Source organism: Catellatospora sichuanensis (assembly GCF_007483665.1).
GTDB lineage: Bacteria > Actinomycetota > Actinomycetes > Mycobacteriales > Micromonosporaceae > Catellatospora > Catellatospora sichuanensis.
On the sequence record NZ_ML660189.1, the window covers coordinates 50,716 to 76,804 of the forward strand.

Sequence of the window (26,089 nt, forward strand, 5' to 3'; positions counted from 1 at the left end):
ACATGTCGCTGTCGCGGCGGGGCGAGCAGCCTATCGGGACAATGTTTCACCAGGACTCGGCTGCGCCGCCGGGTCCGGCAGATGGATCATCGCTCAGAACAGCAGCCAGGTCGAGAAGAGCATGCCCATCGGCAGCGCGATGACACCCGCGACGGCGGCGAACGGCCACAGCAGGCGCGCCGGCAGGTGCCGCAGCACCAACAGCACGGGCAGCAGCAGGGTGTGCGAGCGGTACTGGGACACGCCCGGCCCGGCGATCAGCGGACCGACGAACAGCGCCACCGCGTAGATCGCGAGCCCGGCGTCGAACGGCCGCAGCCGCCCACGCCCCGAGGCGATCACCGCGGCGGCGACGGCCAGCAGCGCCAGGGCCAGCGACCACCACAGCTCGGCGTCGGTGAACACGTGCAGCACCCAGAGCAGGTCCTGCCGCGGCTCGGCGATGGGGATCACGGACGGCTCGGTCGCCAGCTCGGCCAGCGAGTGCAGCGGGTTGTGCAGGCCGTTACCGTAGTGCTCCTGGATCATCAGGTACGCGTTCCAGTGCCCGACGGTCAGCCGGTGCACGCCGAACACCGCGCCCAGCCCGGCCAGCGGCAGCCCGCACACGGCGAGCGCGGCCCGCACTGCCGCCCACGGCCGTAGTTCACGGCGGCCGAGCAGGGTCAGCACCGCGCCGAAGCCGATCGCGGCGACCGCGACCCCCATCGGGTATGCCGCCGCGACCAGCGCGCCGGCCAGCCCCGCGAGCGCCCATCGGCGGGCCGCGACGGCGGTCACGCAGCCGAGCAGCAGTGCACCGGCCAGCGCCATCGGGAACACGGCGTGCAGGTAGACGCCTGCGGGCAGCAGGGTCGCCAGTGCCAGGACCGCCGTGGCGACGGGCCGGGTCGCGCCCCGCAGCAGGCGCCACAGCAGCACGAACGACAGCAGCAGGCAGACCTCGGTGATGATCAGGCCGGCTTCGTACTCGCCGATTCCGGTGGGCCAGGTGAGTACGCGGATCAGACCGGGGTAGAGCGGGAACCAGCCCGCGGTGCCGCACCACGCTCCCGGCGCGAACATCGGGCCCAGGTCGGGGTCGGCGTCGCACAGGAACAGCTCGTAGCCGCGTGAGGCGACCAGCGCGTAGAGCCCCGAGTCGGCCCGGACCCGGCCGGACACCGGCAGGAACGGCTCGGACACCAGCAACCCGGCGACCGTGTAGACCAGGTGGCTGACCAGGTATGCCAGCACCGGCGGGAGCAGCGCCGAGGCCCGGCGGCGCCAGCGCGACGGCGACGCGGGATCCCCGGGAGCGGTCGCCGGGACCCCGGGGGCGAGGACGGCGGAGGGCGCTGCGGACATGGAGAGAATCCTCCCCGGAACACCTGTCCGCCCGCAGCCCGGGTCCCCGCCCGGCGGCGGCCGTCACCCAAGGTCGTCCGACTTGCCCGGCAGATGTGCGTATCTTGAGTGCGCATACCCACATGTGCCGGGCAAGTCGGACGATCAAAGGCGGGGCCGGCCGGGCCGGGCCAACCGGGCGGTCAAGGGCGTCGGGTCAGGGGCGGATCACCAGGCGGAAGCCGAGGTGGCAGGTCGAGGTGTCCACGGCCTGGGGCATCCGGGCGGCGGGGCGGTAGCGGCGGCAGTAGTTGGGCGCGCAGAGGTAGGAACCGCCCTTCATCACCCGGCGCGGGATGCGCACGGCGGGCGTGGCCGGGTCGTAGCTGGCCTGTTCGGCGTCGCCGCGCGGGCTCGCCGGGGCGCAGCAGGCATGCTGTCCGGCGGTGTCGTGGGGGCCGTACCAGTCGGACGTCCACTCCCACACGTTGCCGATCATGTCGAGGAGCCCGAACGCGTTCGGTGGGAACGAGCCGACGGGCGCGGTCGTCTCGTAGCCGTCGGCGGCCAGGTTGAGCACCGGGAACTCGCCCTGCCACACGTTGGCCAGGTGTTCGCCGCCCGGGGTCAGCTCATCGCCCCAGGCGTACTCGGCGGGGTCGGTCGCGCCGCCGGACGCGGCGTACTCCCATTCGGCCTCGGTCGGCAGGTCGCCGCCTGCCCAGGCCGCGTACGCGGCGACGTCGGCCCAGGCCACGTGGACGACCGGATGGTCGTCGAGGCCGCGCAGGTCGGAGCCGGGTCCGTACGGGTGCCGCCAGTCCGCGCCGGGCAGCAGTTGCCACCAGTTGCGCACGTCGCGCATGTCCACTCGGCGGTGCGGTCTGACGAACACCACCGACGCCGGGACCAGCAGTGACGGGTCGGCCCCGGGGTAGTCGGCCGGGTCCGGGGCGGTCTCGGCGACGGTCACGTGGCCGGTCTGCCGGACGAACCGGGCGAACTGCCGGTTGGTGACCTGCTGCCGGTCGATCCAGAAGCCGCCGACCCGGGCCGCGTGCGCCGGGGCCTCCTCGGGGTAGTGCGCGTCGGAGCCCATCCGGAACGTGCCGCCGGGCAGCCAGACCATGCCCGGCCGGGGCGGCGTGCCTGGTGCCTCGCCGTCCCGGCCGGGCCGGGTCAGGGTGACCGGTCCACTCACGCGGGGACCGCCGGGCCGGTGTTGCCGGGGCCGACCAGCCCCTGCTCGGCCTTGTGCTTCAGGTCGCGCATCCGGAACGCCATGATGAAGTCGGTGATGCCGCGTGCCAGGCAGATCGCGCCGACGAACACGATGAGCAGGAAGAACGAGCGGGTGAAGCGGCCCGCGGCCCAGAAACCGAGCAGCATCTCGATGATGCCGACGACCAGGCCGAGCCACCAGCCGTCGTGCTCCTTCTTGGTGAGGAAGGCCAGCACGATGTCGGCGGCGCCCTTGAACAGCAGGTACCAGCCGATGAACGCGGCCAGCCAGAACACCGTGCCGCCGGGGTTGATCCAGCAGATGAAGCCGGTGATCAGGAACAGCACGCCGAGGATGGCGTGCAGCCAGCGCCAGCCGGGCGCGGTGAACGCCTGGAACAGCTCGAACACGCCGGCGACCAGTACGACGATGCCGGCCAGTGTGGCGACGGTGGCGATGCTGCGTACCGGCGACTGGTTGAGGGCCAGCACGAACCAGGAGACGATGATCCAGCAGACGCCGGTGATGAGGAACAGCCACCACGGCACGCGGGACGCGGGCAGCGGCGTTCCGGCGCTGCGGAACACGTCGCCGGTCGACGTCGTGCCCGGTGGGACCGGGCCGGGCGCGGACTTGGTGGCCGCCCGTGCGGTGCCGGTCGCCACGCCCTCGGTCTCCTTCGCCGCGTGGGCGCCGGTCGCGGCGGCGGCGCCGGCGGCCTTGCCGGGCTTACCGGTGCTGGGGCTGGGCGATGCGGTGCTCATGCCTTCTCCTCGCTGCGCTCGTCGGCGGAATGAAAGGACTGCGGCTTGTTCGCTCGTCGTGCCTGCTCATGCGTCCCGCCGGAAGTGAGAGCCATCCGGTTGCAGACTATGCACCGCCTCATGCAGGTATGCGGCGTTTCCGTAATCTGTCGGAATATTCGGCTACTCCAGCGCGGAGAGCGCGCCGGCCACCGCGAAGCCGAGCACCGCCAGCAGGCCGGTGGCCTTGCCGCCCTGCCGGTAGGCCTCCGGGATCATCGAGTCGGCGAGCATGGTGAGCACCGCGCCCGCGGCGAACGCCTCGACGTAACCACCGTCGGCGCGAGGGACCAGCTCGTACAGCAGGTAGCCCGCAGCCGCGGCCAGCGCCGACACCGCCACGACGATCCACCACACGCCGTAGGCCTGGGCCTTCGTGTGCCCATGGGCGCGCATGGTCGCAGTCGCACCCAGCGCCTCGGGCAGATTGGACACGAACACCGCGACCAGAAAGGCCACCGCCACCTCGCCGCTCATGGCCACCCCGATGCCCAGCACCAGCGATTCCGGCACGCTGTCCAGCAGCGCGCCGATCACCAGGGACCGTTCCGCCGAAGCAGCGCCCATGGTGCGCCGCCCGGCGACGACCGCGTCCGTGCCGAAGAAGACCACCGCGCCCAGGCCGAACGCGGTGAACAGCAGCACGTCCTGTTGGAACCCGGTGGGCACCAGCTCGTACGCGATCGCCGCGAGCAGCGCGCCGGAGCCGAACCCCATCACCATGCCGACCCGCGTCGTGGGCACCGGGCGCGGTCGGTAGGCCAGCCATGCGCCGACGACCAGGGAGAACGCCGCAAGGGCGCCCCACCCGGCTGCCGCCAACACGCCCATGCGACCTCCATCGTCTGCGTACGACGGTATCAACGCATTCCAGAGATAACGGAAATAAGACTCGTATCTTCGGAATACTGGAGCGTGGTATCCGTTCCTTGGGAGGCGACATGCCCCGAACGCAGTCCACGGTGAAGAAGGCCGCCGCGACAAAGGCCACTGCGACAAAGGCCACTGCGACAAAGGCCACTGCGACAAAGGCCACTGCGAAGAAGGCCACTGCGAAGAAGGCCCCGGGGAAGAAGGCGCCCGCATCACCGGCGGCGGCCCGCAAGCCCGTCCCGACCAAGGCGAGCGTGACGAAGACCGCCGTGACGAAGACCGTCGCGTCGAAGGCCGCCGCGAAGGCGCCCGCCGCGAAGGGCGCGCCCGCGCGCGCCACGGCGAAGGCCGCTCCGGCCGGTGGGCAGACCGCACGCAAGGTCGGGCCGGGCAAGAAGGCGGCGGCGCCCGTACCCGCGAAGAAGGCTCCGCCCTCCCGCGCAACCGCGCGTACCGCGGCCGACCGCGGCCCGGCGCGCAAGTCGTCGCCGCGGTCCGCGGCAGGCGGCGCGAGCGCGGGCCGCAAGCCCAACATCCTGGTCATCTGGGGTGACGACATCGGCATCACCAACCTGAGCTGCTACAGCGACGGGCTGATGGGCTACCGCACGCCCAACATCGACCGGGTCGCCGACGAGGGCATCCGTTTCACCGACTACTACGGCGAGCAGAGCTGCACCGCCGGCCGCTCCGCGTTCCTGACCGGGCAGTCCGTGTTCCGCACCGGCCTGTCCAAGGTCGGCCTGCCCGGTGCCGACCTCGGCCTGCACGCCGAGGACCCCACCATCGCCGAGCTGCTGAAACCGCACGGGTATGCGACCGGCCAGTTCGGCAAGAACCACTTCGGCGACAAGGACCGGTTCCTGCCCACCATGCACGGGTTCGACGAGTTCTTCGGCAACCTCTACCACCTCAACGCCGAGGAGGAGCCCGAGCACGAGGACTACCCCGATCCGCGGCGCTTCCCGGACTTCAAGGGCAACTTCGGGCCGCGCGGGGTGCTGCACTGCTGGGCCCTGCCCGACGGTGGCCAGAAGATCGAGGACACCGGCCCGCTGACCCGCAAGCGCATGGAGACCATCGACGACGAGGTGTTCGAGCACGCGGCCGACTTCATCGAGCGCCAGGCGACCGCCGACACGCCGTTCTTCGTCTGGTTCAACACCACGCACATGCACTTCAAGACGCACCCGCGGCCGGAGATCAAGGGGTGGGCGGGCCCGTGGCAGTCCGACTACCACGACGTGATGGTCGACCACGACCGGCTGGTCGGCGAGCTGCTGAACCTGCTGGACGAGCTCGGCATCGCCGACGACACGATCGTCATGTACAGCACGGACAACGGCCCGCACATGAACTCGTGGCCGGACGCGGGCATGAGCCCCTTCCGCAACGAGAAGAACTCCAACTGGGAGGGCGCCTACCGGGTGCCGGCCATGCTGCGCTGGCCCGGACGCATCCGGCCGGGGCGGGTCTCCAACGAGATCGTCAGCCATCTGGACCTGCTGCCGACGCTGCTGGCCGCGGCGGGCGACCCGGACATCGTCGAAAAGCTCGAGGCGGGGCACGAGGCCGCGGGCAAGCGCTTCCAGGTGCACCTGGACGGTTTCGACATGCTGCCCTACCTCACCGGTGAGGAGCCGCATGGCCCGCGCGAGGGGTTCTTCTACTTCTCCGACGACGGTGACCTGACCGCGCTGCGCTTCGACAACTGGAAGGTGGTCTTCATGGAGCAGCGGGTCCCGGGCACGATGCGCGTGTGGTCCGAGCCGTTCACGGCGCTGCGCATACCCAAGCTCTTCAACCTGCGCACCGACCCGTTCGAGCGGGCCGACGTCACGTCCAACACCTACTACTCCTGGTTCCTGGACCGCGCGTACATGATCCTGGCCGCGCAGCGGCTGGTCGGCGAGTTCATGGCCACGTTCCAGAGGTTCCCGCCCCGCCAGCACGCGGCCAGCTTCACGGTCGACCAGGTCATGGCGCGGATAAAAGAAGGGATCGGGAGTCACTGATGGCGTTCCTGCCCTCCTGGCGGCCGGGCCCCGCGCGCGACGCGATCACGTCGTTCCTCGACGAGTCGCTGGCGCTGCCCGCCGAGCAGCGGGTGGCCGTGCTCGACAACGACGGCACGCTGTGGTGCGAGAAGCCGAGCTACGTCCAGTACGACTTCCTCGTGCGAACCCTGCACGCCGCCGTCGAGCACGACGCCGCCCTCGGCGAGCGGGCCGAGTACCGGGCCCTGCTCGACGGCGACCGAGCCGCACTCGGCGAGCTGGGCCTGCAGCGGATCGCGCTGGCCCTGCTGGAACTGTGCGCGGGCTGGACGCCCGACGAGTTCGCCGCGCGGGTGCGTGACTTCATGGCACAGGAGAAGCACCCCGGCCGGGGCGCGCCGTACCCGAAGATGGTCTACCAGCCGATGCTGGAGCTGCTGGAGGCGCTGCGCGGGCACGGCTTCGACATCTTCATCGTCACCGGCGGCGGCACCGAGTTCGTGCGCGCGATCAGCCGCGACCTCTACGGCGTGCGCCCCGACGACGTGGTCGGCACGCTGGTCGAATACCACTACGAGGAGCACGGCGACGGTCCGGCGCTGGTGCGCACCGCGCAGGCGCAGGGCGAGATCAACGAGGGCCCGGCGAAGGTCGAGCACATCCAGACCCAGCTGGGCCGCCGACCGATCTTCGCGGCCGGCAACTCCGCGGGCGACAGGGAGATGCTGGAGTACGCCCGCGCCGCCGGCACGCCCAGCCTGGCCGTGCTGATCGACCACGACGACGCGGACCGCGAATACGCGTACGCCTCGGTCGCGGTGACCATGAAGGACACCGAGCCGATCACCGACACGGGGCGCCGCCTGGGTTGGACGGTGGTCTCCATGCGCGACGACTGGTCGGGGATCTTCCCCACGTGACCGGCCCGTGGTTAGGGTCGTCGGGGAGCGCCGACCCTGAGGAGCCCTGGCATGGCGTACGACCTGCTGCTGACCGGTGGTCGTGTGATCGATCCGGACGGCGGGCGCGACGGCGTGGCCGATGTGGCGGTGACCGGCGGACGGATCGCCGCGGTCGGCACGGACCTGCCCCGCGAGGACGCCCGCGAGGTCGTCGACGCGAGCGGCCGCCTGGTCACGCCCGGCCTGGTCGACCTGCACACGCACGTGTTCCCCGGCGGGACCTACTGGGGCATCCACCCCGACCCGGTCGCCTGGTGCTCCGGCGTCACCACCTGGGTCGACGCGGGCTCCGCCGGGGCGTACGGGCTGGACGCCCTGCGCGGCGCGGTGCGCGGCTACCGGGTGCGGGTGCCCGTGCTGCTCAACATCTCCGCCGTCGGCCTGACCGGGCTCACCGGCGAGTCCCGTGACCTCGCCGCATGCGACGTCGACCTCGCGATCCACACGATCGCCGCGAACCGGGACCTGGTGCACGGGGTCAAGGCCCGGATCGACGCCAACACCGTCGGGACGCACGGGCTGGCGCCGCTGCGCCGCGCGGTCGCGGTCGCCCGGGCCTGCGAGCTGCCGCTCATGGTGCACGTGGGAGTCGCGCCGCCCACCATCGCCGAACTGCTTCCGTTGCTCGGGGCGGGTGACATCGTCACGCACTGCGCCAGCGGCATCGCCATGGGCCGGGGCGGTCTGGACCCGGCGCTGCGCCGTGCGTACGACGCGGGGGTGCTCTTCGACCTCGGCCACGGTTCCGGCGGCTTCGCGTACGACGTGCTGGAGGCGCAGCTGGCCGCGGGCATGCCGCCGCACGTCGTCTCCACCGACCTGCACGCGCGCTCGCTGTACGGCCCCGCCTTCGACCTGCCGACCACCATGGCCAAGCTGCTCGCCGTCGGCCTGCCGCTCGGGCAGGTCGTCGCCGCGGCCACCAGCGCCCCGGCGCGTGCCCTGGGACTGCCCGCCGGCACCGGCACCCTCGCCGTCGGCGCGCCGGCCGACCTGGCCGTGTTCGCCGCGGAACGGGGCGACTTCCCGCTGGCCGATGTGCACGGGCAGCTCCGCAGCGCGCCGCTGCGACTGCGCAACGAGGCGACCTACCTGGCCGGGCGGCTGCTGCCGCCGAGCCTGCCCGCGCCGCCCCCGCCGTGGGTCCCGCTCACACCCGCCCAGCGCGACGCGCTGACCCGCCGCGACCGTCTGATCCGCGACCTGCTCACGACACCCCTGGTCACCCCCGACGGCCTCGCCGAGCAGTTTCCGCGCCCCTGACCGACAGCCCGGACCGGACCGCGGCTCATGATCGAGCGGGCGGCCCGGACCGGGTTCGCGTGCAAGTGCTGCGGTCAGCGCGGCGTGGCCGGGGTGCCGGAGGCGGCACCGCAGATGGCGATCATCTTGTCGGACAGCGCGTCGATCTTGGTGACGTCGAGCTTCTGCAGCGAGCTCATGTCGGTGAGGCTCTTGCCCTGGGACTCGAACTCGTCGGCGAGCTGGCCCAGCGTGGCCTTGACGTCCGCGGCGTCCGCGGTCGCCGCGTCGGTGCGCAGGTTCGCGGCGAGGTCGACCAGCTCGCCGCCCGCGGCCTTGACGGACTGGTCCGCGGCGGCCATGTTGCCCGAGTCGGCGGCCGCGGTGACCTTGGACAGCTCTTTCGCGAACTCGCTGAGGCCGGTTTCGACCGTCTTGGCGGTCTTGGTGCAGACCTGCGGCGTGGGTTCGGCCGCGGCCGGCACCGCGCTGAAGCCGAGTGCGGCGAGGACGGTGGTGGAGAGGATGCAGGCTGCGCGTGAGAGGCGTCGCATGACGTCCTCCAATCGGGGCCGCGGGCCCGGCTGGGAGAGCCGGCCCAAGACGTTCATCTTCTGCCGCGCGGGCCGCGTACGGGCGAACTCGGCCAAGCCTGCCCGCGGGACCGCCCGGCCGCGTAGCATCCGTGCCGATCACGCGGTGCTATTTCTGAGCGCCCCCGCTCACCAGGACCGACCGCCTGGCCATGATCATTCGACTTGCCCGGCAACCGGGCGAAAGACGGTCCGAGATTCTCCCACCTGCCAGGCACGTCTGAGGATCTTGCCGGCGCTCGGGGCCAGGAAGCGTCGGGAGGCGGAAAGTGGGCCGGGGGCTTAGGCTCCTGCGGTGCGTTGGCGTTCCTGTGTGGCGGTTGTTGCCGGTGCCGTGATGGCGGTGCTGCCGGCGGGGTGCGGTTCGGAGGCGGTCCCGGAGGGGCCGCAGGGTGACTGGGTTGCGGCCGGGACGAGCGCTGCGCCGTCGTCGTCGGCGGCCCCGAGCGCGGCCCCCTCGCCGTCCGCGCCGCCGGCCGTGGTGGTCGGCAACCCGAAGGGCCGGGCGTCCGTGCCTGCCGAGGCCAAGGCCGTCGACACGGCGCGGCCGACCCGCAAGATCGGTAACGGCACCCCCGCGAGCTGCACCTCCAAGGCGGTCGTCGCGGCGGTCGCGGCGGGCGGGGTGATCACGTTCGACTGCGGGCCGGACCCGCTGACCATCACCATGGCGACCACCGCGAAGGTGAGGAACGCCAACGGTCCGAAGATCGTGCTCGACGGCGGCGGGAAGATCACCCTCAGCGGCGGCGGCAAGCGGCGCATCCTCTACATGAACACGTGTGACAGGGCGCAGGGCTGGACCACCTCGCACTGCCAGGACCAGGACCACCCGCAGCTCACGGTGCAGAACCTGACGTTCGCCGACGGCAACTCGACCGGTGAGACCGCCGAGGGCGGCGGGGGCGGGGCGATCTTCGTACGCGGTGGGCGGTTCAAGGTGGTCAACTCGCGTTTCATCCGCAACCGCTGCGACAGCACCGGCCCGGACCTCGGCGGGGCGGCGATCCGGGTGCTCAGCCAGTCCAAGGGCCTGCCGGTGTACGTCGTCAGCAGCACCTTCGGCGGCGGCAAGGGCCTGGGCGGCCGCTGCTCCAACGGCGGTGCGCTGAGCAGCATCGGCGTCTCCTGGGTGGTGCTCAACAGCGTGCTCACCCACAACAGCGCCATCGGCAGCGGCGCCAACCCGGCCCGCGCCGGCAAACCCGGCGGTGGCAGCGGCGGGGCGATCTACCTCGACGGCAACCTGTTCACGCTGCGCATCGCCGGTTCGATCGTCACGGACAACCATGCCGAGGAAGGCGGTGGCGCGGTCTTCTTCGTCAGCAACGACCGCACCGGCACCATGGCCATCGAGAGCTCCACCCTCCAGCGCAACCCGAGCGACGGCTTCGAGACCCAGGGCTTTCCCGGCATCTTCTTCCTCGGCGCCCGCAACCCCACCGTCAAGTCCTCCACCCTCCGCAAGTAAGGAAGGGCACCTTCCCATCGCTCTGCGTAGAGGAAGGGCACCTTGTTAACGCTTCGGCCCCGCTGCCTGCGCGGGAGCGGCCCGGAGCGGGTGGTACAGCCCGTGCCGCCCGAGGTTCCGGCAGCCGCGGTTTCGGCCCGGAAGGGGTCAGGTCGTCGCGGGCTCGGGCTCGGGCGCGGCCGTGGACACGGGACGCGGGCGCAGCGCCGTCGCCGCACCCGCGACGAACAGCGCCAGCACGGCGGGCACCGCCAGCGCCGCGGGCAGCTCGACCACTTCCGCGAGCGCGCCGATCACCAGCGGACCGACGACGAACCCGAGGAAGCCCATGCTGGCGACCCGGGCGATGGCCTGACCCGCCCGCGCCGGATCCTGGCTGCCGGCGGCGGAGAACACCTGCGGCGCGATGCAGGCCAGCCCCGCGCCGAGCAGGCCGAACCCGGCCACCCCGGCGACCGGGTGCCCGACCAGCAGCGCCGTCCCGAGGCCAACCGCGGCGAGCACTCCGCTGCAGCGCACCAGCCGCACCGGTCCCAGCGCGGCGGTGAGCCGGTCGCCGACCAGCCGCCCGGCCATCATCATGATCGAGAAGGCGGCGTACGCGGCCGCCGCGAAGCCCGGCGTGCTGCCCAGGCTGTCGCGTAGGTAGACGCTGCTCCAGTCGGCTGCCGCGCCCTCGCCGACCAGGCAGCAGAACACCAGCACGCCGAGGAACGTCACGCCCGGCAGCCCGCCCCCGCCCGGCCCGGTCGCCGCCGCCGCCGCCGGGACGGCCGACGGGGCGAGCCGCCATCGCGCCGCCACCGGAGCCGTCACCGCCACGACCGCGGCGACGGCGAGGAAGGTGGTGGTCGCACCGAGCTCGGCGTACGCGAACAGCCCGCCCATCGCCGCGCCGAGGAAGCCGCCGATGCTGTACACGGCGTGGAACGAGGACATGATCGGCGCCTGCCAGGCCCGCTGCACCTCGACGGCGGCAGCGTTCATGGCGATGTTGAGCAGTCCGTGCGCGGTGCCGAACGCCAGCAGGCAGCCGGCCAGGACCGTCAGGTTCGGCGCGAACGCGGGGGAGACCAGCAGCAGACCGTCGGCGAGCACGACGGGCAGCAGCAGCCGGCCCGTGCCGTACCGGTCGACCAGTCGCCCAGCGGCCTGCATGCCGATGATCGCCCCCGCGGCGAAGGCCAGCAGGCCCAGGCTGAGCGCGCCGTCGCTGAGCGCCAAGCCCTGCTTGATCGCCGGGATGCGCGCGGTCCAGGTGCCGAGGATCACGCCGTAGAGTCCGAAGAGCAGGCAGACGGCCAGCCGGGCCCGGTGCGGCGGGACGTGGTCGTGCAGTAGCGAGGTCATGGGGTCCGTCTCCGAGGGGCGCGGGCCGGGGAAGCCGCTTTGGGCGCGAACGTCATGAATGTATGTGCTTCCTGCGCCGCCCGCAGCCCGGTCGTCCCGGCGCCGGAGGCTGTATGCTGCGCAGTGCCCTGGCCAGGCCCTGGGTTCGAGCGGCGTGCCCGCTCGTGGCCGGCCGGGAGCTGACGAGTGCCGGTCGAGAACTGCGGGAGCCGAAAATCATGTCGAACGAGACGCTGCTGGTCACCGGTGGTGCCGGTTTCGTGGGCACACACCTCATCCGGGCGCTGCTGGACACCCGCCCGACCGCGCGGATCGTGTCCGTCGACAACTACTTCACGGGCCTGCACGAGAACGAGATCGTCGACGAGCGGGTCAGCTACCTCGACGGCTCGACGGTGGACATCTTCAAGATCTGGGCGGAGCACGGCTTCGAGTCCCCGAAGATGGTGTTCCACCTGGGGGAGTACGCCCGGATCGTGCAGTCGTTCGACGAGTTCGACCGCACCTGGGAGTACAACGCCCACGGCACCAAGGAGGTCATCCGCTTCGCCGCCCAGCAGGGCGCGCGGCTGGTCTACTCGGCGTCCAGCTCGAAGTTCGGCAACGAGGGCAAGGACGAGCACCTCAACCCGTACGCCTGGACCAAGGCCAAGAACGTCGAGCTGATCAAGAACTACGGCGAGTGGTACGGCCTCGACTACGTGATCACGTACTTCTACAACGCCTACGGCCCGGGGCAGATCAGCGCCGGCACCTACGCGACCGTACTCGGCATCTTCGAGCGCCAGTACCTGGCCGGTGAGCCGCTGACCGTGGTCGCCCCCGGCACCCAGACCCGCGACTTCACCCACATCTCCGACATCATCTCCGGCATCCTCGCCGCCGCCGAGGGCGGCAAGGGCGACGGCTACCTGCTCGGCTGCGGCCGGGAGTGGGAGCTGACCGAGGTCGCGAAGATGTTCGGCACCGAGTACGTGATGATCCCGGCCAAGCGCGGCGAGCGCACCCACGGCCGCGCCGACAACTCGAAGGTGCGGGACCTGGGCTGGGAGCCGAAGGTGTCGCTGGACCGCTACATCGCCGACTTCGTGCGCGACAACCCGCGCCCCTGATCCGGTGAACTGCGGGCCGTGTCCACCAAGCGGACGCGGCCCGCAGTCTCGTTTCGGCAGCGGGGCGGCGGGCGCGGGGCTCAGACCCAGCCGCGGCGGGCCGCGATGGCGCCGGCCTGGAAGCGGTTCGCCGCGCCGAGCAGCTCGTACAGTCGGCTGATGCGCCGCCGCATGGTGCGCACCGACCAGTCCAGCTGCCGTGCCACGGCCTCGTCCTTCAGCCCGCTGACCAGCAGCGTCAGCAGTGCCCGGTCCTCCTCGGACACCGGGTCCTCGGCCGGGGCGAGCAGCGGCACGGCCGCCCGCCAGCACAGTTCCCAGTAGTCGATCAGGCCGTCGAGCAGCGTGGACGGCCGGATCACGGCCGCCCGCACCTCGGACAGGTCCAGCGACAGCGGCATCAGCGCGATGCGCCGGTCGGCGATCGCCAGCTTGATGCGCAGGCCGGGCAGAACCCGCGCCTGCTCACCATGGCTGATCAGCTCGCGGATGTCGTCGAAGACGCCGGGCCACTCCAGGGCCTCGGGCGCGTACACCGCCCGGTACTGCACGCCGCGGGCGATACCGGTCTGCTCGATCGGGTTCGAGGTGGTCAGCGCGTACGGCGGTCGGTCGAGCGTGATGACCTCCTCGCGGGCCTCCTGCTGGATCTGCACGAACCACCGGCCCAGCGCCTCGCTGCCGGTGACGATCTCGATCTCCTCGCCGCTGCCGGAGTGCGCCGCGGCGAACAGCATCGCCAGCTGCGCGGCGGCGGCCTGCACGTGGTCCAGTTCCGCGGACCGGGCACGGATCAGCGCGGCGACGGCCGCCTGCGGCTCGATCGCGGCATACCGGCGGCGGTTGCCGGCCAGCCGCCCGACCAGCCCGTGGTCGCGCAGCCGGTCCAGCGCGCGGGCGACCCGCTCGGACGAGCAGCCGAGCTCCTCGGTCAGGTCGGCCGGGGAGGCGGTGCGGCGGACCAGGATGGCGCGGTAGACGGCCTCGTCGAAGGGGTCGACACCGGCGGGAGTCAGGTCGGAGGGCATGGGCAGATCTTGGCCTAACTGTGCCACCGGCAGCAACGGGCCAGCAGAGATCATTGCGCCGGCCAGGCAAAGACCGTTAGACCGCTTACCTATGAAGCTCCCCCCTCGTTTCCTCGCGGCCGGACTGTCGGCCGTGGTCGTCGCCGGGACACTCTCGGTATGGTCCCCGGCCGACGCCGCCACTCCAGCGCCGCAGCGGCGGGTCATCGTGCTGCTGGCCGGGGACGCGGCGGTGGCGTCCGCGCCGGCCGGCGCGCTGCGTGACGCCGCGGGCGCGGCTCAGATCACCGGCGCGCGCAAGGCGGTCCAGGACCGCCAGCGCGCCTTCCTCGACGGCGCACGCGGCAAGGGCCTGCGGCTGACCCGCGAGCGGCCGCTGGGCCTGCTCGTCAACGCGATCGCCGCCACCGTTCCCGCCGACGACGTGGCGCGGCTGTCCGCGCTGCCCGGCGTGCTCGCCGTCGTGCCGGACCAGCCGGTGCGGGCGTTCACCGACGTGAGCGTGCCGCTCGTCGGCGCGACCGAGGTCTGGCAGCGCGAGGACGCCACGGGGACCCCGGCCAAGGGCAAGGGCGTGACCGTCGCCGTCATCGACAGCGGCGTCGACTACAGCCACCCCGACCTCGGCGGCGGGATGGGCGACGGGTTCAAGGTCGTCGGCGGGTACGACTTCGTCAACGGCGACGCCGACCCGATGGACGACAACGGCCACGGCACCCACGTCGCGGGCATCATCGCGGGCAAGGCGGCCGCGGCGGGCGGCGTCACCGGAGTCGCGCCGGAGGCGAATCTGCTGGCGTACAAGGCGATGAACGAGTGGGGCGAGGGCTACACCTCGGACATCGTCGCGAGCATCGAAGCGGCCGCCGACCCGGCCAACCCGCACCGGGCCGACGTCATCAACATGAGCCTCGGCGGTTACGGCGACGGCCTCGACCCGCTGGGCATGGCCGCGACCGCGGCGACCCGGGCCGGGGTCGTGGTGGTGGCCGCGGCAGGCAACAGCGGGCCTGGCCGCGACACGGTCGGCACCCCGGCCGTCGCGGACGGCGTCATCGCCGTGGGCGCGTCCACCAGCAACATGGTGCTGCCCACCGCGTATGTCGGCGGGCTGCGTCTGCAGACGTACCGCGGCGTGCTGTCGGCGAACCCGGCCGCCAAGCCGGTCACGGGGCGGCTGGTCGACGCGGGCTACGGCAGCACGGAGGAGCTGGACGCGGCAGGCGACCTGCGCGGCAAGGTCGTGCGCATCAGCGGCTACGCCGCGCCGGTGCTCGACCACCTGTCGCAGTGGGAGCTGGACCTGGCCAAGGAGCTGGAACGCCGCGGCGCGCTCGCGGTGATCTCCGGCCAGGCCGACTCCGGTCCCGTGGTGGCCGCCGCCGACGGCACCGTCCCGGTCGTGCCGTCCAACAGCGTGCATGGCCTGCCCAAGGGCCTCGTGAGCACGCAGGCCTCCGGCGATCTGTACCGGATGGACAAGCTGGTCGTGCTCGGCATGGACGGCACGCAGTTCGCGGAGCTCAGCACCCGGCTGGCCGCCGGGCCGGTCGACGTCACGCTGAAGGGCGAGGACGTCACCGACCGGATCGCCGCGTTCTCCTCGCGCGGGCCCTCGCTGCGCTTCGGGCTCAAGCCTGACCTGGTCGCGCCTGGTGTGCTCATCCGCTCGACGGTGCCGACCGCGTTGTTCGGGCCAGGGCAGTACCTGATGTCCGGCACCTCGATGGCGGCCCCGCACGTGGCCGGCGCGGCGGCGCTGCTGCGCCAGCTGCACCCGGGCCAGGCCCCCGCGGACGTGCTGGCGACGCTGGTCGGTTCGGCCAAGCCGGTGGGCGGCACGCCGACCGCGTACGGCTCCGGCCGGCTCGACGTGGCCGCCGCGGCCCGCACCACGCTCACCGCGAACCCGGCGTCCGTCTCGTTCGGCCTCGCCGACCTGGGCGGCCCGACCGTGGGCGGCAGCGCGACCGTGACCCTGCACAACTCCGGCACCCGCGCGAGCACCGTCCGCCTGCGCGCCGACGGCAAGGCGGTCAGCGTGCAGCCGGACCGGGTCACCGTCCCGGCCGGACGGACCGCGAAGGTGACCGTCACGCTGCGGGCCGAGCGTCCCGCCGGGGACACCGAGATCTCCGGTGTGATCACCGCCGACGGCGGCGCGGGCCAGGTCGCCCGGGTGCCGTACCTGCTGGTCGTACGCCCGCTGGTCGTGGCCGCCACGCCCGACCCCAGTGACGGGCACAGCACCGTGTGGATCGGTGCGCCGACCGGGCTGGCCGCCGCGCCGGTCGTCACCGTCGACCCGCCGCACGGCCGGTCCTACACGGTCACCGCGACGCACCAGTACGACAACGTGTACACCGCCGACCTCACCGGCGAGCACCCCGGTGCGTACGGGGTGAGCGTGCGCGGCACGGCCGTCACCGGGCAGCGCCTGATCGGGTCGAGCAGCTTCGAGGTCATCCCCGAGGACGTGCGCCGCAACAGATGGGAGCCGGTCGGGCCGAACGGCACGGGCGGCCAGCTCGCCGTCACCCCGGCCGACGGAGCGCTGGGCGTCATGACCACCGACTACAAGGCGGGGCCCTGGCTCACCACGGACCACGGCACGAGCTGGAGCCAGCTCAACCGGCTCCCGGTCGCCGGGTCCGCCGGGATCGCCACGCCCGTGCTCGACGCGAAGAACGCGTCGCGCTGGTGGTACGCCGTCAACGACCCGCAGACCGGCGGGAGGATCCTGCGCACCGTCGACCGGGGCCGCACCTGGCAGACGCTGCCCGTCCCGAGCGGCTGGGTCGACGCGCTGCTCGCCGACGCGCAGACCCGGGTGCTGGTGGCGGTCGTCAGCGGCACGCTGCTGACCAGCCTCGACGGCGGCGACACCTGGACGCCGCAGCAGACCGGCCTGCCGGGTGAGATCGCGTACGCGGCGATCGGCGGCGAGGACCTCTACCTGAGCACCCACGACGGGGTGTGGCAGCTGCCCGGCGTCACGTCCGGCACGCCCGGCACCGCCGTGCAGGTGTACGACAGCGCGTCGAAGTACCTCGCGGGCCTGGTCGCCGACGAGGGCGTCGTCGCGGCGTCGGTGTGGGGCGAGGGTGTGGTCGGCTCGCACGACGGCGGCAAGAACTGGTCCACGCTGTACAGCCGCGAGTCCGGCCTGCACACGATGCGCACCTCGGGCGGCGACCTGTACGTGGCGACCCTGTCCGGCGAGGGCCTGGTCGGCCGCGACCACGGCCGCACCTGGGAGTCGGTGCCGCTACCGGCGCGCGACGCGCTCGTCACCGACTACGACCGCTGGGCCGACGGCACGGCCACCACGGCCACCTCGGCCGGTCTCTACACGTCCGAGCAGGGCGGTTACCGCCGTCTCGGCGTGCAGGGCACCACGGTGTACGACCTCGCGATGGTCGGCGGCGACCTGCTGGCGGGCACCGAGAACGGCCTCTACCGCACGGCGTCGCCCGCGGCGGGCCCGGAATGGGGCGCGGCGATCGGCGAGGGCTGGATCGGTGAGGGCGCGGAGTTCCTCGCCGTGTCCCCGACCGACCCGAAGACGGCCTGGAAGATCCGCCGGGCCGCCTGGGGCGACCAGTTCATGTTCGGCCGCAGCGACGACGGCGGGCAGAGCTGGACCGAGGTCTTCACGGGCACCGAGAAGCCGACCGCGCTGCTGATCCACCCCGCGGACGACGGCCACGTGTACGCCGGCTTCGAACGGCTCACCGGCCAGGGCCTGACCGTCACCCTCGACGGCGGCCGCACCTGGAAGAACCTCTACCTGGACGAGCGGGTCAACGCGCTGGCCGGCGACCCGGCGAACGCGAAGCGGCTGTGGCTGGGCATGAACAGCGGCCTCTACCGCTCCGACGACGGCGGCGTCAACCTCACCAAGGTCGCCGACGGCCAGGTCACCGCCCTGCGGGTCGACGGCAAGCGGCTGGTGGTCGGCGGCGAGACCATCCGGACCAGCACCGACGGCGGCCGGACCTTCCGCACCGCCGACACCGGCCCGCTGGGCCTGATGGTGTCCGACTTCGCCGCCAACGGCGACACCCTCTACGCGGCCACCACCACCTGGTCGGCGTACGGCCTGGCCAAGGGCGGCCGCGGTGTGCTCCGCAGCGTCGACGGCGGCCGGACCTGGCACAACATCTCGTCCGGCCTGCAGAACCTGGACGTGACCACCCTCGCGGTGAGCCCCGACGGCCGCTGGCTGTTCGCCGGCACCCTCCGCGGCGGCGTCCACCGCATCCCCCTCCGCTAGGAGAAAGGAAGGGCATCTTCTGCATCGCTCAGCGATGCAGAAGATGCCCTTCCTGACACCGTTGCCGTGTCGGCACCACATCTCGCCCGCGGCTGCTCGTTTCGGGACGCTCATGCGTCCGGAAACGAGCAGCCGCAGCGCGCCTCAGCCGCTCGGGCAGCGAGCCCGCCTTCAGTGGGAGTCGCGCGGGACCTCGGAGCCGCGGCAGCCGGTGAGGAAGTCGAAGTCTGCCCCCTGGTCGGCCTGCTGCACGTGGGCGCGGTAGAGCCAGCGGTAACCCGACCGGTCCGCAGCGCCGGTGCGTTCGGTCCAGCTCGCGGCACGTTCCGCCAGTTCCTCGTCGGGCACGAGCAGGTCGAGGGTGCGCGCCGGCACGTCGAGCCGGATCCGGTCGCCGGTGCGGACCAGGGCGAGCGGTCCGCCGACGGCCGCCTCCGGGGACACGTGCAGGACGACCGTGCCGAAGCCGGTGCCGCTCATCCGCCCGTCGCTGATCCGCACCATGTCGGTCACGCCCTGCCGGAGCAGCCGGGTCGGGATCGGCACGTTGGCCACCTCCGGCATGCCGGGATATCCCCTCGGGCCCGCGCCCCGGACCACGATCACGTCGTCGGCCGCCACGTCCAGGTCCTCGTCGTCGCAGACGGCGTGGTAGTCCTCCGGCGAGTCGAAGACGACGGCGCGGCCCTCGTGCACCAGCAGGTGGGGCGAGGCCGCCGACTGCTTGAGCACCGCACCGCGCGGGCACAGGTTGCCGGTCAGCACGGCGGTGCCGCTGCCGGCCGCCTGCAGTGGCTTGTCCCAGGGGCGGATCACCTCGTCGTTCCAGCACCCGGCGTCGGCGACCTCCGTCCCGACGCCGCGGCCGGTGACGGTGACCGCGTCGCCGTGCAGCAGTCCCGCCTCGGCCAGCCGCCGCAGCACCACCGGCAGCCCGCCTGCGTAGCAGAAGTCCTCCATCAGGAAGCGGCCCGTCGGCATCAGGTCGACCAGGGTCGGCACCTGCCGGATCAGCCGGTCGAAGTCGTCGAGGCCCAGCTCGACCCCGACCCGTCCGGCCAGCGCGAGCAGGTGCAGCACCGCGTTGGTCGAGCCCCCGATCGCGGCGTTGGCCCGTACCGCGTTCTCGAAGGCCGCCCGGGTCAGCACGGCGCTGGGCCGCAGGTCCTCCTCGACCATCGCGACGATGCGCCGCCCGGCGGCCTGGGCCGTCTCGTATCGGCGCGAGTCGACCGCGGGCCAGCTCGCCGAGCCGGGCAGCTGCATGCCCAGGGCCTCGGCCAGGCACGCCATGGTCGAGGCGGTGCCCATCGTCATGCAGTGACCGTTGGAGCGCGCCATGCAGCCCTCGGCCACCGCGCACTCGGCGACGGTCATCCGGCCGGCCTTCACCTCGGCCTCGAACTTCCAGACGTGCGTGCCCGACCCGACGTCCGCGCCCTGGAACTTGCCGTTGAGCATCGGCCCGCCGGTGACCATGATCGCGGGCAGGTCCACGCTGGCGGCAGCCATCAGCAGGCCGGGTGTGGTCTTGTCGCATCCGGACAGCAGCACCACCCCGTCGAGCGGGTTGGCCCGGATCAGCTCCTCGCCCACCATCGCCACCAGGTTGCGGTACAGCATCGCGGTGGGGCGCATCAGCGTCTCGCCGGTCGCCATCACCGGGAAGACCAGCGGGAAGCCGCCGGCCTGCCATACGCCCTGCTTGACGGAGTCGGCGACCCGGTCCAGATGGGCGTTGCACGGTGCCAGCTCCGACCAGGTGGACGCGATGCCGATCACCGGCCGGCCGTCGAAGACCTCGGGTCCGTGGCCCTGATTGCGCATCCAGGACCGGTAGACCATGCCAGAACGCCCCTCGGCGCCGAACCAGTGCCGACTGCGCCGCGTCGGCTGGGCCCCCGCGTCCATGTCCACCTCCGGCCGTGCGCCGACGTGCGGTGACCTGTCCGGTGCCGCGACGACCGCGCTGGGATTACGTGTATCGGACACACTAGGGTCTGCTGACATGTCGGCACCACAGCCCGCCGAGGCTCGGTCGTGAACATCGTCAGATACCGGGTGGCCGGTGCGCCGGACGTCCGTGTCGGCCTGCACGCCGAGGGCGAGGTCACCGAGCTGCGCGGCGTCGCGTCGCTGGCGGAGCTGTGGCGGCTGCCGCTGGCGCAACTGCGCGACCGGCTGTCGCAGCAGGAGTCGGGCCCGGCGCTGCCGCTGGCGCGGGTGCGGCTGCTCGCGCCGGTCGACGGAACCACCGAGGTATGGGCGAGCGGCGTCACCTACCGTGTCTCCCGCGAGGCCCGGATCGAGGAGAGCGAACGAGCCGCCGACGTGTACCAGCTCGTCTACGACGCGGCCCGCCCCGAACTGTTCTTCAAGTCGGCGGCCTGGCGGGTCCGCGGCCCCGGCGAGGCGATCGGCGTACGCGCGGACTCCGAGGTGGACGTCCCCGAGCCGGAGCTCGCCCTGATCGTCAACCGGTTCGGCGAGATCGTCGGCTACACGATCTGCGACGACGTGTCCTCGCGCACCATCGAGGGCGAGAACCCGCTGTACCTGCCCCAGGCGAAGATCTACTACGGGGCCTGTGCCCTCGGCCCGTGGATCACGCCCGCCTGGCAGGTGGCCGATCCGTACGATCTGGACATCGCACTGGCGATCACGCGCGACGGGGACACCGCCTGGCAGGGCGCCGCTGGCACCTCGCGTCTGCACCGCCGGCTCGACGACCTGGTCGGCTACCTGATGCGCGGCGACGAGCACCCCGACGGCGTGGTGCTGTCCACCGGCACCTGCCTGGTCCCGCCCACCCCGTTCAGCCTGCGCGACGGCGACACCGTGCGCATCACCATCGGCTCGATCGGCACCTTGACCAACTCCGTCCGGCGCGGCCTGCCCGCGCCCGACGGCGCACAGCCCGCGGAAATCTGAGGAAACGATGCACGACGAGATCAACCGGCTGTTGGCGGCCGCGCCCATGCCGGCGGTGGCCGTCAGCGTCTTCGACCGCACCACGACCCGGTTCAGCGAGGTCACCGGCACGGCCGACGTCACCACCGGCAGACCGGCCGGCAGGCACGACTGGTGGGACCTCGCCAGCGTGACCAAGACGCTGGTGACGCTGCCTGAGGTGCTGGCACACCTCGACCTCGACAGCCCGCTCGCCGCGGTGTGGCCTGCCGCGAGCGGCCACCCCGTCGGCCGGGCGACGGTCGCACAACTGCTCTCGCACCAGGCGGGCCTACCCGCGGTCCGGCAGTTCTTCCGCACGGCGGCCACCAGGCAGGAGATCGTCGCGCAGGCCGTGGCGACCCCGCTCGTGCGCGAACCCGGGAGCGGGGCGGAATACAGCGACCTCGGGTTCCTGCTGCTCGGCGAGGCGGTCCAGGACCACACCGGGCTGAGCCTGGACGAACTCACCCGGCGGCGCAGCGACCTGCGGTACGGGCCGGTGCCCGGCGCCGCCGTCGCCACCGAGATCTGCGCCTGGCGCGGTCGGCTGGTCGTCGGCGAGGTGCACGACGAGAACGCGTACGCCATGGGCGGTGTCGCCGGCCACGCCGGTGCGTTCGGCACCCTGGCGCAGGTCACCGCGGCGGCACAGGCCTGGTTGGCCGAGGCGGTGCTGCCGCCGCACCTGCACCGCGCCGCGACCCGCTGCTGGGCGGCGAACAGCTCGGACGAGCGCTTCGGGCTCGGCTGGTGGCTGCCGCCGACCCGGGGCATCGGCGGGCCTTCCGCGGGCGCGGGCTCCTTCGGCTGCTCGGGTTTCGTCGGCAACAGGATCTGGCTGGAACCCGCGCGCGGCTACGGCGTGGTCGTCCTCAGCAACCGTGTCCACCCCTCGCGCGAGCACCCGGAGCCGTTCCGGGAGTGGTGCATCGGCCTGCTCGAAGCCGTGGCGGCCCAGCACAGGTGACCTGCCGCCAGCTGGCGCGGACCGGCCGGGCGCTGCGGCGGCCACCGGTCAGAACGAGCAGTTGACCAGGTGGCACTCGGGGGTCAGCGGGACGTCGAACATCGCCTCGACCCCGTCGCGGATGTGCGCGGCGAACTTCAGCACGTCCGCGGTGGTCGCGCCGCCCCGGTTGGTCAGGGCGAGGGTGTGCTTGGTGGAGAGCGCGACGGTGCCGTCGCCCCACTCGGTCCCGTAACCCGGGCCGAACCCGGCGTGCTGGATGAGCCACGCGGCGTGGAGCTTGGTGCCGTCGGCGTCCGGCTGGCTGGGGCAGGCGCGCGCGCGGGCCGGCACCTCGGCGAGCACCGGGTTGAGGAAGAACGACCCGACACTCCAGGTGTCGTGGTCGGCGGCGTCCAGGACCATCTTGCGGGCGCGGCGCTGCTCCAGGATCGCCTCGCGTACGTCGGCCGGGTCCGCGGTGCCCCCGACCTCGATCGACAGCCGCTCGGCGACCGCGGGGAACGTGATCGGGGCGGACTGCCCGCCGCGGCGCAGCCGGAACGTGACGTCCAGCACGACCCAGCGGTCGCTGTGCTTGAAGACCGACTGCCGGTGGCTGCCGAACCCGCACCGTTCCGGTGTCCAGCGCTCGACCTCGCCCGTCGTACGGTCGAACACGGACAGCGACTCCAGCACGTCCGAGGTCAGGGTGCCGTACGCGCCGACGTTCTGCACGGGCGTGCCCCCCACCGAGCCGGGGATGCCCGACAGCGCCTCGACCCCCGCCAGGCCCTCGGCCAGCACGGTGCGCACGAGGTGATCCCACTCGACCCCGGCGGCGGCGGTGACCAGCTCGCCGTCGATGTCGAACTCCGCCGACGCCATCCGGACGACTGTGCCGTCCCAGCCGACGTCGCCGACGACCAGGTTCGAACCGCCACCCATCACCAGCAGCGGCTCGGCGGTCCGGTCCGCGTCCCGGAGCAGCTCGATCGCGTGCGGCGTGCTGCGGGCGACTTCCAGCCGTCCTATCGGGCCACCGACCCGCATCGTGGTCAGATCAGCAAACGTGATGGTCACAGGCCCGAGCCTACCGAGGGATCAGCTCACGCCGGTCGGCGGTCGCCCGCGTGCGCGACGCTCGCGAAGCACCGGCCCTCGCCAACTCGGCATGCGTGGCATCATCTGGATTCCATGACGTACCTTCACCCGACGCAGACCGGGCGGCTCACCGTGCTCGGCGGGGTCGCCCTGCTCACAGGCATTGTCGGCCTCATCTGGCTCGGCAACCTCGACCGCCGCGACGCACATCTGGCGCCTGCGCTCAACTGGTTGGTCATCCTCTCGTTCGCGCTGTTCGTCGTGGTGTGCGCGGCCGGACTCTTCGGGTGGATCATGCGGGAGCACGAGGTGTGGCGGCACGCGGGCGGCCCGGCCGAGAGCTTCAGCCGCGCGAACGGCCAGGCGAAGGCCGACCGCTCCGCCCAGGTCAGGCCCCAGTACCGCGACGTCGACGCGTTCCGCTACTCCGACGCCCCCGAGGCCGGCGAGGACAAGGGCCGCCAGGGGTAGCGCCCCGTCCGGCTATTTCCCGCTGGGCTGGTTGAGGCGGATCATGTTCCCGGCCGGGTCGCGGAACGCGCAGTCCCGAACGCCGTACGCCTGGTCGGCGGGCTCCTGGAGCACCTCGGCGCCCGAGGCGCGGATGTGCTCGAAGGCGGCGTCGACGTCGTCGGTGGTGAGGATGAGCCCGCGCAGCAGACCCTTGGCCAGCAGGTCGTACTCCTTCTGCTTGTCCTCGGCGGAGGCGTCCGGGTGGGAGTCGGGGGTCTCGATGGTGATCTCCAGGTCGGGCTGGCCCGGCGGCGAGACGGACACCCAGCGCATGCCCTGGTAGCTGACGTCGGTGCGCACCTCGAAGCCGAGCACGTCGCGGTAGAACCCCAGGGCCCTGTCGTGGTCGTCGACGATGAGGAAGCAGTGGGAAACCTTGATGTCCATGCAGCTCACGTTACAGACGGGAGCCCGGCCCGGGCTTCACCCTTGCTGAGCGGTGTCGCGCCGATCCGACGGGGCACGGCGACGGCGCAGCCGTATCAAGATGTACCCGAGGGCCAGCACCGCGATCGCCCACCCGGCTCCGACGAGCAGCGGCCGGTAGCGGTGGACCAGCGGGCCGGGGTCCGGCGGGCCGGGCTGCCGCGGGGTCCACTGCACCCGGCTGGAGGCCACGGTGAGTGCGCCGACCGTGTCGGTCCTCGGCGTGCGCATCAGAATCTCCGCCACCTCGGTCAGCCGCACCACGTCGCGGCCCATCGTGACGATCGGTGCCCCGTCGGCCCAGTCCAGGATGATCGGTTTGGCGAAGGTCTGCTCCCGTTCGGGCATCCGGGTCAGCATGGCCTGCCACTGCAGGCACCGCCCGGTCACGCCGGTGTCCGCGTCCAGCAGGCACAGGTCCATCATGTCGACCGCGATGCTCCGGCCGTCCGGCGTCCAGGCGAGCTGCCCGGCGATGCCGCCTGTCATGGACAACGACCGGGTCCAGCCCACCCCGTGCTCGCGCCCGTAGGTGTAGAGGTCACCGCGGCGCTGCACGATCAACGTCGAGCCGTCCGGCGACAGTGCGGCCTGCACCTCGCGGGGCAGCGGTCCGTCGGCCAGCGGCGCCGACCACGCCACGGCGCCGGACGGCAGGTCGACCACGTTGATCGCACCGCGCACCGGATGCAGGTACGACGGGTTGTCCCAGCTGACGAGCACGGCCTGGCGGCTGTCCGGCGAGAACGCCAGCGGCGTGCCGGCCTCCAGCGTCCGCGCGTCACCCGTCGCCACGTCGAGGAGCCGAGTGTGCTGACCGTGGCCGGTCATGACGTATCGCCCGTCGGGGGACAGCTCGACCGTTCCGTCCCAGTGGTCACCGGCGTCGGACAGGTCGTAGGCGCGATAGGCGTCATCAGGGCCGACCAGCGTCAGCGGCCCGATGGGGTGCGGCACACTCTCCCCGCGCTCCATGTCGACCGTGTAACCGATGTCGAAGCCATCGTTGTCGAAGGCGACCAGTGCCCGCCGCAGCGGCGCATGCCGGATGTCGGCCGTCCATGCCGGTGCGTGCACGATGTGGGCGGGCAGGGGGTCCACGGTGGTGTCGGTGGCCGCCGGCGTCGGTGGCAGGGCGATCTGCGCGGCCAGGCCGATACTGCTGAGCGCCAAGGCGGCGGCGGCCAGCCCGGTCAGGCGGTGGCGGAGCCGGTCGCGGCGCGCCCGGTCGAACAGGCCCGATGGCACCGGTACCGACGGAGAGCCGTCGGCGACCTGGTGCAGGGCGTCGCGTAGCGCGTTCGTCATCGGGCCGGCACCTCCTGTGGCAGCCGGCCGTCGACCAGCTGCGCCAGTTGCGGGTTGAGGGCACGCAGCCGCATCAGCGCATGCCGGGTCTGGCTCTTCACCGTGCCGACCGAGCAGCCGAGCACCTCCGCCGTGTCGGACTCGCTGCGGTCCTCGTAGTAGCGCAGCACCAGCACCGCCCGCTGCTTCGGCGTGAGGCGGCGCAGCGCGAGGTCGAGCACGACCCGGGTGTCGTGGCACGGTTCGGTGGCGGCCGTCTGCGGCGGCTGGTCGGTCAGCAGCTCCGGGGGTCGTCGTCGCAGCGCCCGCCACCGGGACACGGACTGGGTGTAAAGGACGCGCCGGACGTACGCCTCCGGGTCGTCGAGCCGGCTCCACCGCACCGCGGCCCGCGCCAGCGCCGACTGCAGCAGGTCCTCGGCGTCCTGACGATGGCCCGTGAGCAGGTATGCCGTCCGTCCGAGCGCGGCCGAACGGCCGGCCACGAACTCCTCGAACGCCGCCCGCGCCTGTGCTGTGTCCACGACACCTCCCTCTCAACTGACGCCTGGCGTGCAGGCCGTGGAGGGAACCGCTTCAGCCGGT

21 protein-coding genes are annotated in these 26,089 nt (G+C 72.5%); 9 read left to right on the forward strand and 12 right to left on the reverse strand.

All coding sequences use genetic code 11. The features are described from left to right. Window positions 1–93 precede the first annotated feature (93 nt). The 4 genes from FLL47_RS10570 to FLL47_RS10585 all read right to left on the reverse strand — a co-directional run bounded on the left by FLL47_RS10570 (window position 94) and on the right by FLL47_RS10585 (window position 4,182). Window positions 94–1,347: a hypothetical protein gene (locus FLL47_RS10570; protein WP_144120297.1), complete on the reverse strand. Its 1,254-nt coding sequence runs from the start codon at window positions 1,345–1,347 to the stop codon at window positions 94–96. A 196-nt stretch (window positions 1,348–1,543) separates the two neighbouring features. Further along, window positions 1,544–2,455, reverse strand: a complete 912-nt coding sequence (locus tag FLL47_RS10575) for a formylglycine-generating enzyme family protein (RefSeq protein ID WP_144120528.1) — start codon at window positions 2,453–2,455, stop codon at window positions 1,544–1,546. Window positions 2,456–2,523: 68 nt separating this feature from the next. Then, the gene (locus FLL47_RS10580) at window positions 2,524–3,312 is read right to left on the reverse strand and encodes an HdeD family acid-resistance protein (protein ID WP_144120298.1); all 789 of its coding nucleotides are present in this window, start codon (window positions 3,310–3,312) and stop codon (window positions 2,524–2,526) included. Between the two features lie 162 nt (window positions 3,313–3,474). Beyond that, window positions 3,475–4,182, reverse strand: a complete 708-nt coding sequence (locus FLL47_RS10585) for a ZIP family metal transporter (protein ID WP_144120299.1) — start codon at window positions 4,180–4,182, stop codon at window positions 3,475–3,477. 296 nt (window positions 4,183–4,478) lie between these two features. Here FLL47_RS10585 and FLL47_RS10590 point away from each other — a divergent pair, with 296 nt between their 5' ends. From FLL47_RS10590 to FLL47_RS10600, 3 genes are read left to right on the forward strand one after another with little or no spacing between them, the layout of a single operon-like run. After that, window positions 4,479–6,239 (forward strand): arylsulfatase, encoded by a 1,761-nt coding sequence (locus FLL47_RS10590; RefSeq protein WP_246157776.1) that lies wholly within the window; start codon window positions 4,479–4,481, stop codon window positions 6,237–6,239. After that, a complete protein-coding gene (locus FLL47_RS10595) occupies window positions 6,239–7,141 on the forward strand; it encodes an HAD family hydrolase (RefSeq protein WP_144120300.1) in 903 nt (300 codons plus the stop codon). The genes FLL47_RS10590 and FLL47_RS10595 overlap by 1 nt, the downstream gene beginning before the upstream one ends. A 51-nt stretch (window positions 7,142–7,192) precedes the next feature. Further along, window positions 7,193–8,446 (forward strand): amidohydrolase/deacetylase family metallohydrolase, encoded by a 1,254-nt coding sequence (locus FLL47_RS10600; protein WP_144120301.1) that lies wholly within the window; start codon window positions 7,193–7,195, stop codon window positions 8,444–8,446. Between the two features lie 74 nt (window positions 8,447–8,520). On the opposite strand, the gene FLL47_RS10605 is transcribed toward FLL47_RS10600, so the two are convergent. Beyond that, complete coding sequence (locus FLL47_RS10605; protein WP_144120302.1) at window positions 8,521–8,979, reverse strand: hypothetical protein; 459 nt, start codon at window positions 8,977–8,979, stop codon at window positions 8,521–8,523. A gap of 376 nt (window positions 8,980–9,355) precedes the next feature. On the opposite strand from FLL47_RS10605, the gene FLL47_RS10610 reads away from it, so the two are divergent. Next, window positions 9,356–10,489 carry a hypothetical protein gene (locus FLL47_RS10610; RefSeq protein ID WP_144120303.1) on the forward strand — a complete coding sequence of 378 codons (1,134 nt, stop codon included), beginning with the start codon at window positions 9,356–9,358 and terminating at the stop codon, window positions 10,487–10,489. A 147-nt stretch (window positions 10,490–10,636) separates the two neighbouring features. On the opposite strand, the gene FLL47_RS10615 is transcribed toward FLL47_RS10610, so the two are convergent. Beyond that, window positions 10,637–11,839 (reverse strand): MFS transporter, encoded by a 1,203-nt coding sequence (locus FLL47_RS10615; RefSeq protein WP_144120304.1) that lies wholly within the window; start codon window positions 11,837–11,839, stop codon window positions 10,637–10,639. A gap of 218 nt (window positions 11,840–12,057) precedes the next feature. Here FLL47_RS10615 and FLL47_RS10620 point away from each other — a divergent pair, with 218 nt between their 5' ends. After that, window positions 12,058–12,951: an NAD-dependent epimerase/dehydratase family protein gene (locus FLL47_RS10620; protein ID WP_144120305.1), complete on the forward strand. Its 894-nt coding sequence runs from the start codon at window positions 12,058–12,060 to the stop codon at window positions 12,949–12,951. 80 nt (window positions 12,952–13,031) lie between these two features. Here the strand turns inward: FLL47_RS10620 and FLL47_RS10625 are convergent, their stop codons facing one another. Then, window positions 13,032–13,979: a helix-turn-helix domain-containing protein gene (locus FLL47_RS10625; protein ID WP_246157780.1), complete on the reverse strand. Its 948-nt coding sequence runs from the start codon at window positions 13,977–13,979 to the stop codon at window positions 13,032–13,034. A gap of 91 nt (window positions 13,980–14,070) precedes the next feature. Here FLL47_RS10625 and FLL47_RS10630 point away from each other — a divergent pair, with 91 nt between their 5' ends. Beyond that, the gene (locus FLL47_RS10630; RefSeq protein ID WP_186315646.1) at window positions 14,071–18,255 is read left to right on the forward strand and encodes a S8 family serine peptidase; all 4,185 of its coding nucleotides are present in this window, start codon (window positions 14,071–14,073) and stop codon (window positions 18,253–18,255) included. Between the two features lie 171 nt (window positions 18,256–18,426). Here FLL47_RS10630 and FLL47_RS10635 read toward each other — a convergent pair whose 3' ends face one another. Continuing rightward, window positions 18,427–20,166, reverse strand: coding sequence for an IlvD/Edd family dehydratase (locus FLL47_RS10635; RefSeq protein ID WP_144120308.1), 1,740 nt, complete (start codon window positions 20,164–20,166; stop codon window positions 18,427–18,429). Between the two features lie 129 nt (window positions 20,167–20,295). Here FLL47_RS10635 and FLL47_RS10640 point away from each other — a divergent pair, with 129 nt between their 5' ends. Together FLL47_RS10640 and FLL47_RS10645 are read left to right on the forward strand one after the other, a co-directional pair. Then, a complete protein-coding gene (locus FLL47_RS10640) occupies window positions 20,296–21,186 on the forward strand; it encodes a fumarylacetoacetate hydrolase family protein (RefSeq protein ID WP_144120309.1) in 891 nt (296 codons plus the stop codon). A 7-nt stretch (window positions 21,187–21,193) separates the two neighbouring features. Then, window positions 21,194–22,174 (forward strand): serine hydrolase domain-containing protein, encoded by a 981-nt coding sequence (locus FLL47_RS10645; RefSeq protein WP_144120310.1) that lies wholly within the window; start codon window positions 21,194–21,196, stop codon window positions 22,172–22,174. 48 nt (window positions 22,175–22,222) lie between these two features. On the opposite strand, the gene FLL47_RS10650 is transcribed toward FLL47_RS10645, so the two are convergent. Next, a complete protein-coding gene (locus FLL47_RS10650; RefSeq protein ID WP_144120311.1) occupies window positions 22,223–23,236 on the reverse strand; it encodes a UDP-N-acetylmuramate dehydrogenase in 1,014 nt (337 codons plus the stop codon). Between the two features lie 114 nt (window positions 23,237–23,350). Here FLL47_RS10650 and FLL47_RS10655 point away from each other — a divergent pair, with 114 nt between their 5' ends. Continuing rightward, window positions 23,351–23,728 carry a hypothetical protein gene (locus FLL47_RS10655; protein WP_144120312.1) on the forward strand — a complete coding sequence of 126 codons (378 nt, stop codon included), beginning with the start codon at window positions 23,351–23,353 and terminating at the stop codon, window positions 23,726–23,728. Between the two features lie 12 nt (window positions 23,729–23,740). Here FLL47_RS10655 and FLL47_RS10660 read toward each other — a convergent pair whose 3' ends face one another. The 3 genes from FLL47_RS10660 to FLL47_RS10670 are packed head-to-tail and all read right to left on the reverse strand — an operon-like array spanning window position 23,741 to window position 26,028. After that, window positions 23,741–24,157, reverse strand: a complete 417-nt coding sequence (locus FLL47_RS10660) for a VOC family protein (protein WP_144120313.1) — start codon at window positions 24,155–24,157, stop codon at window positions 23,741–23,743. 36 nt (window positions 24,158–24,193) lie between these two features. Further along, the gene (locus FLL47_RS10665) at window positions 24,194–25,504 is read right to left on the reverse strand and encodes a WD40 repeat domain-containing protein (RefSeq protein WP_144120314.1); all 1,311 of its coding nucleotides are present in this window, start codon (window positions 25,502–25,504) and stop codon (window positions 24,194–24,196) included. Continuing rightward, window positions 25,501–26,028: a SigE family RNA polymerase sigma factor gene (locus FLL47_RS10670; RefSeq protein WP_144120315.1), complete on the reverse strand. Its 528-nt coding sequence runs from the start codon at window positions 26,026–26,028 to the stop codon at window positions 25,501–25,503. Before FLL47_RS10670 ends, FLL47_RS10665 begins: the two co-directional genes overlap by 4 nt. Window positions 26,029–26,089 lie beyond the last annotated feature (61 nt).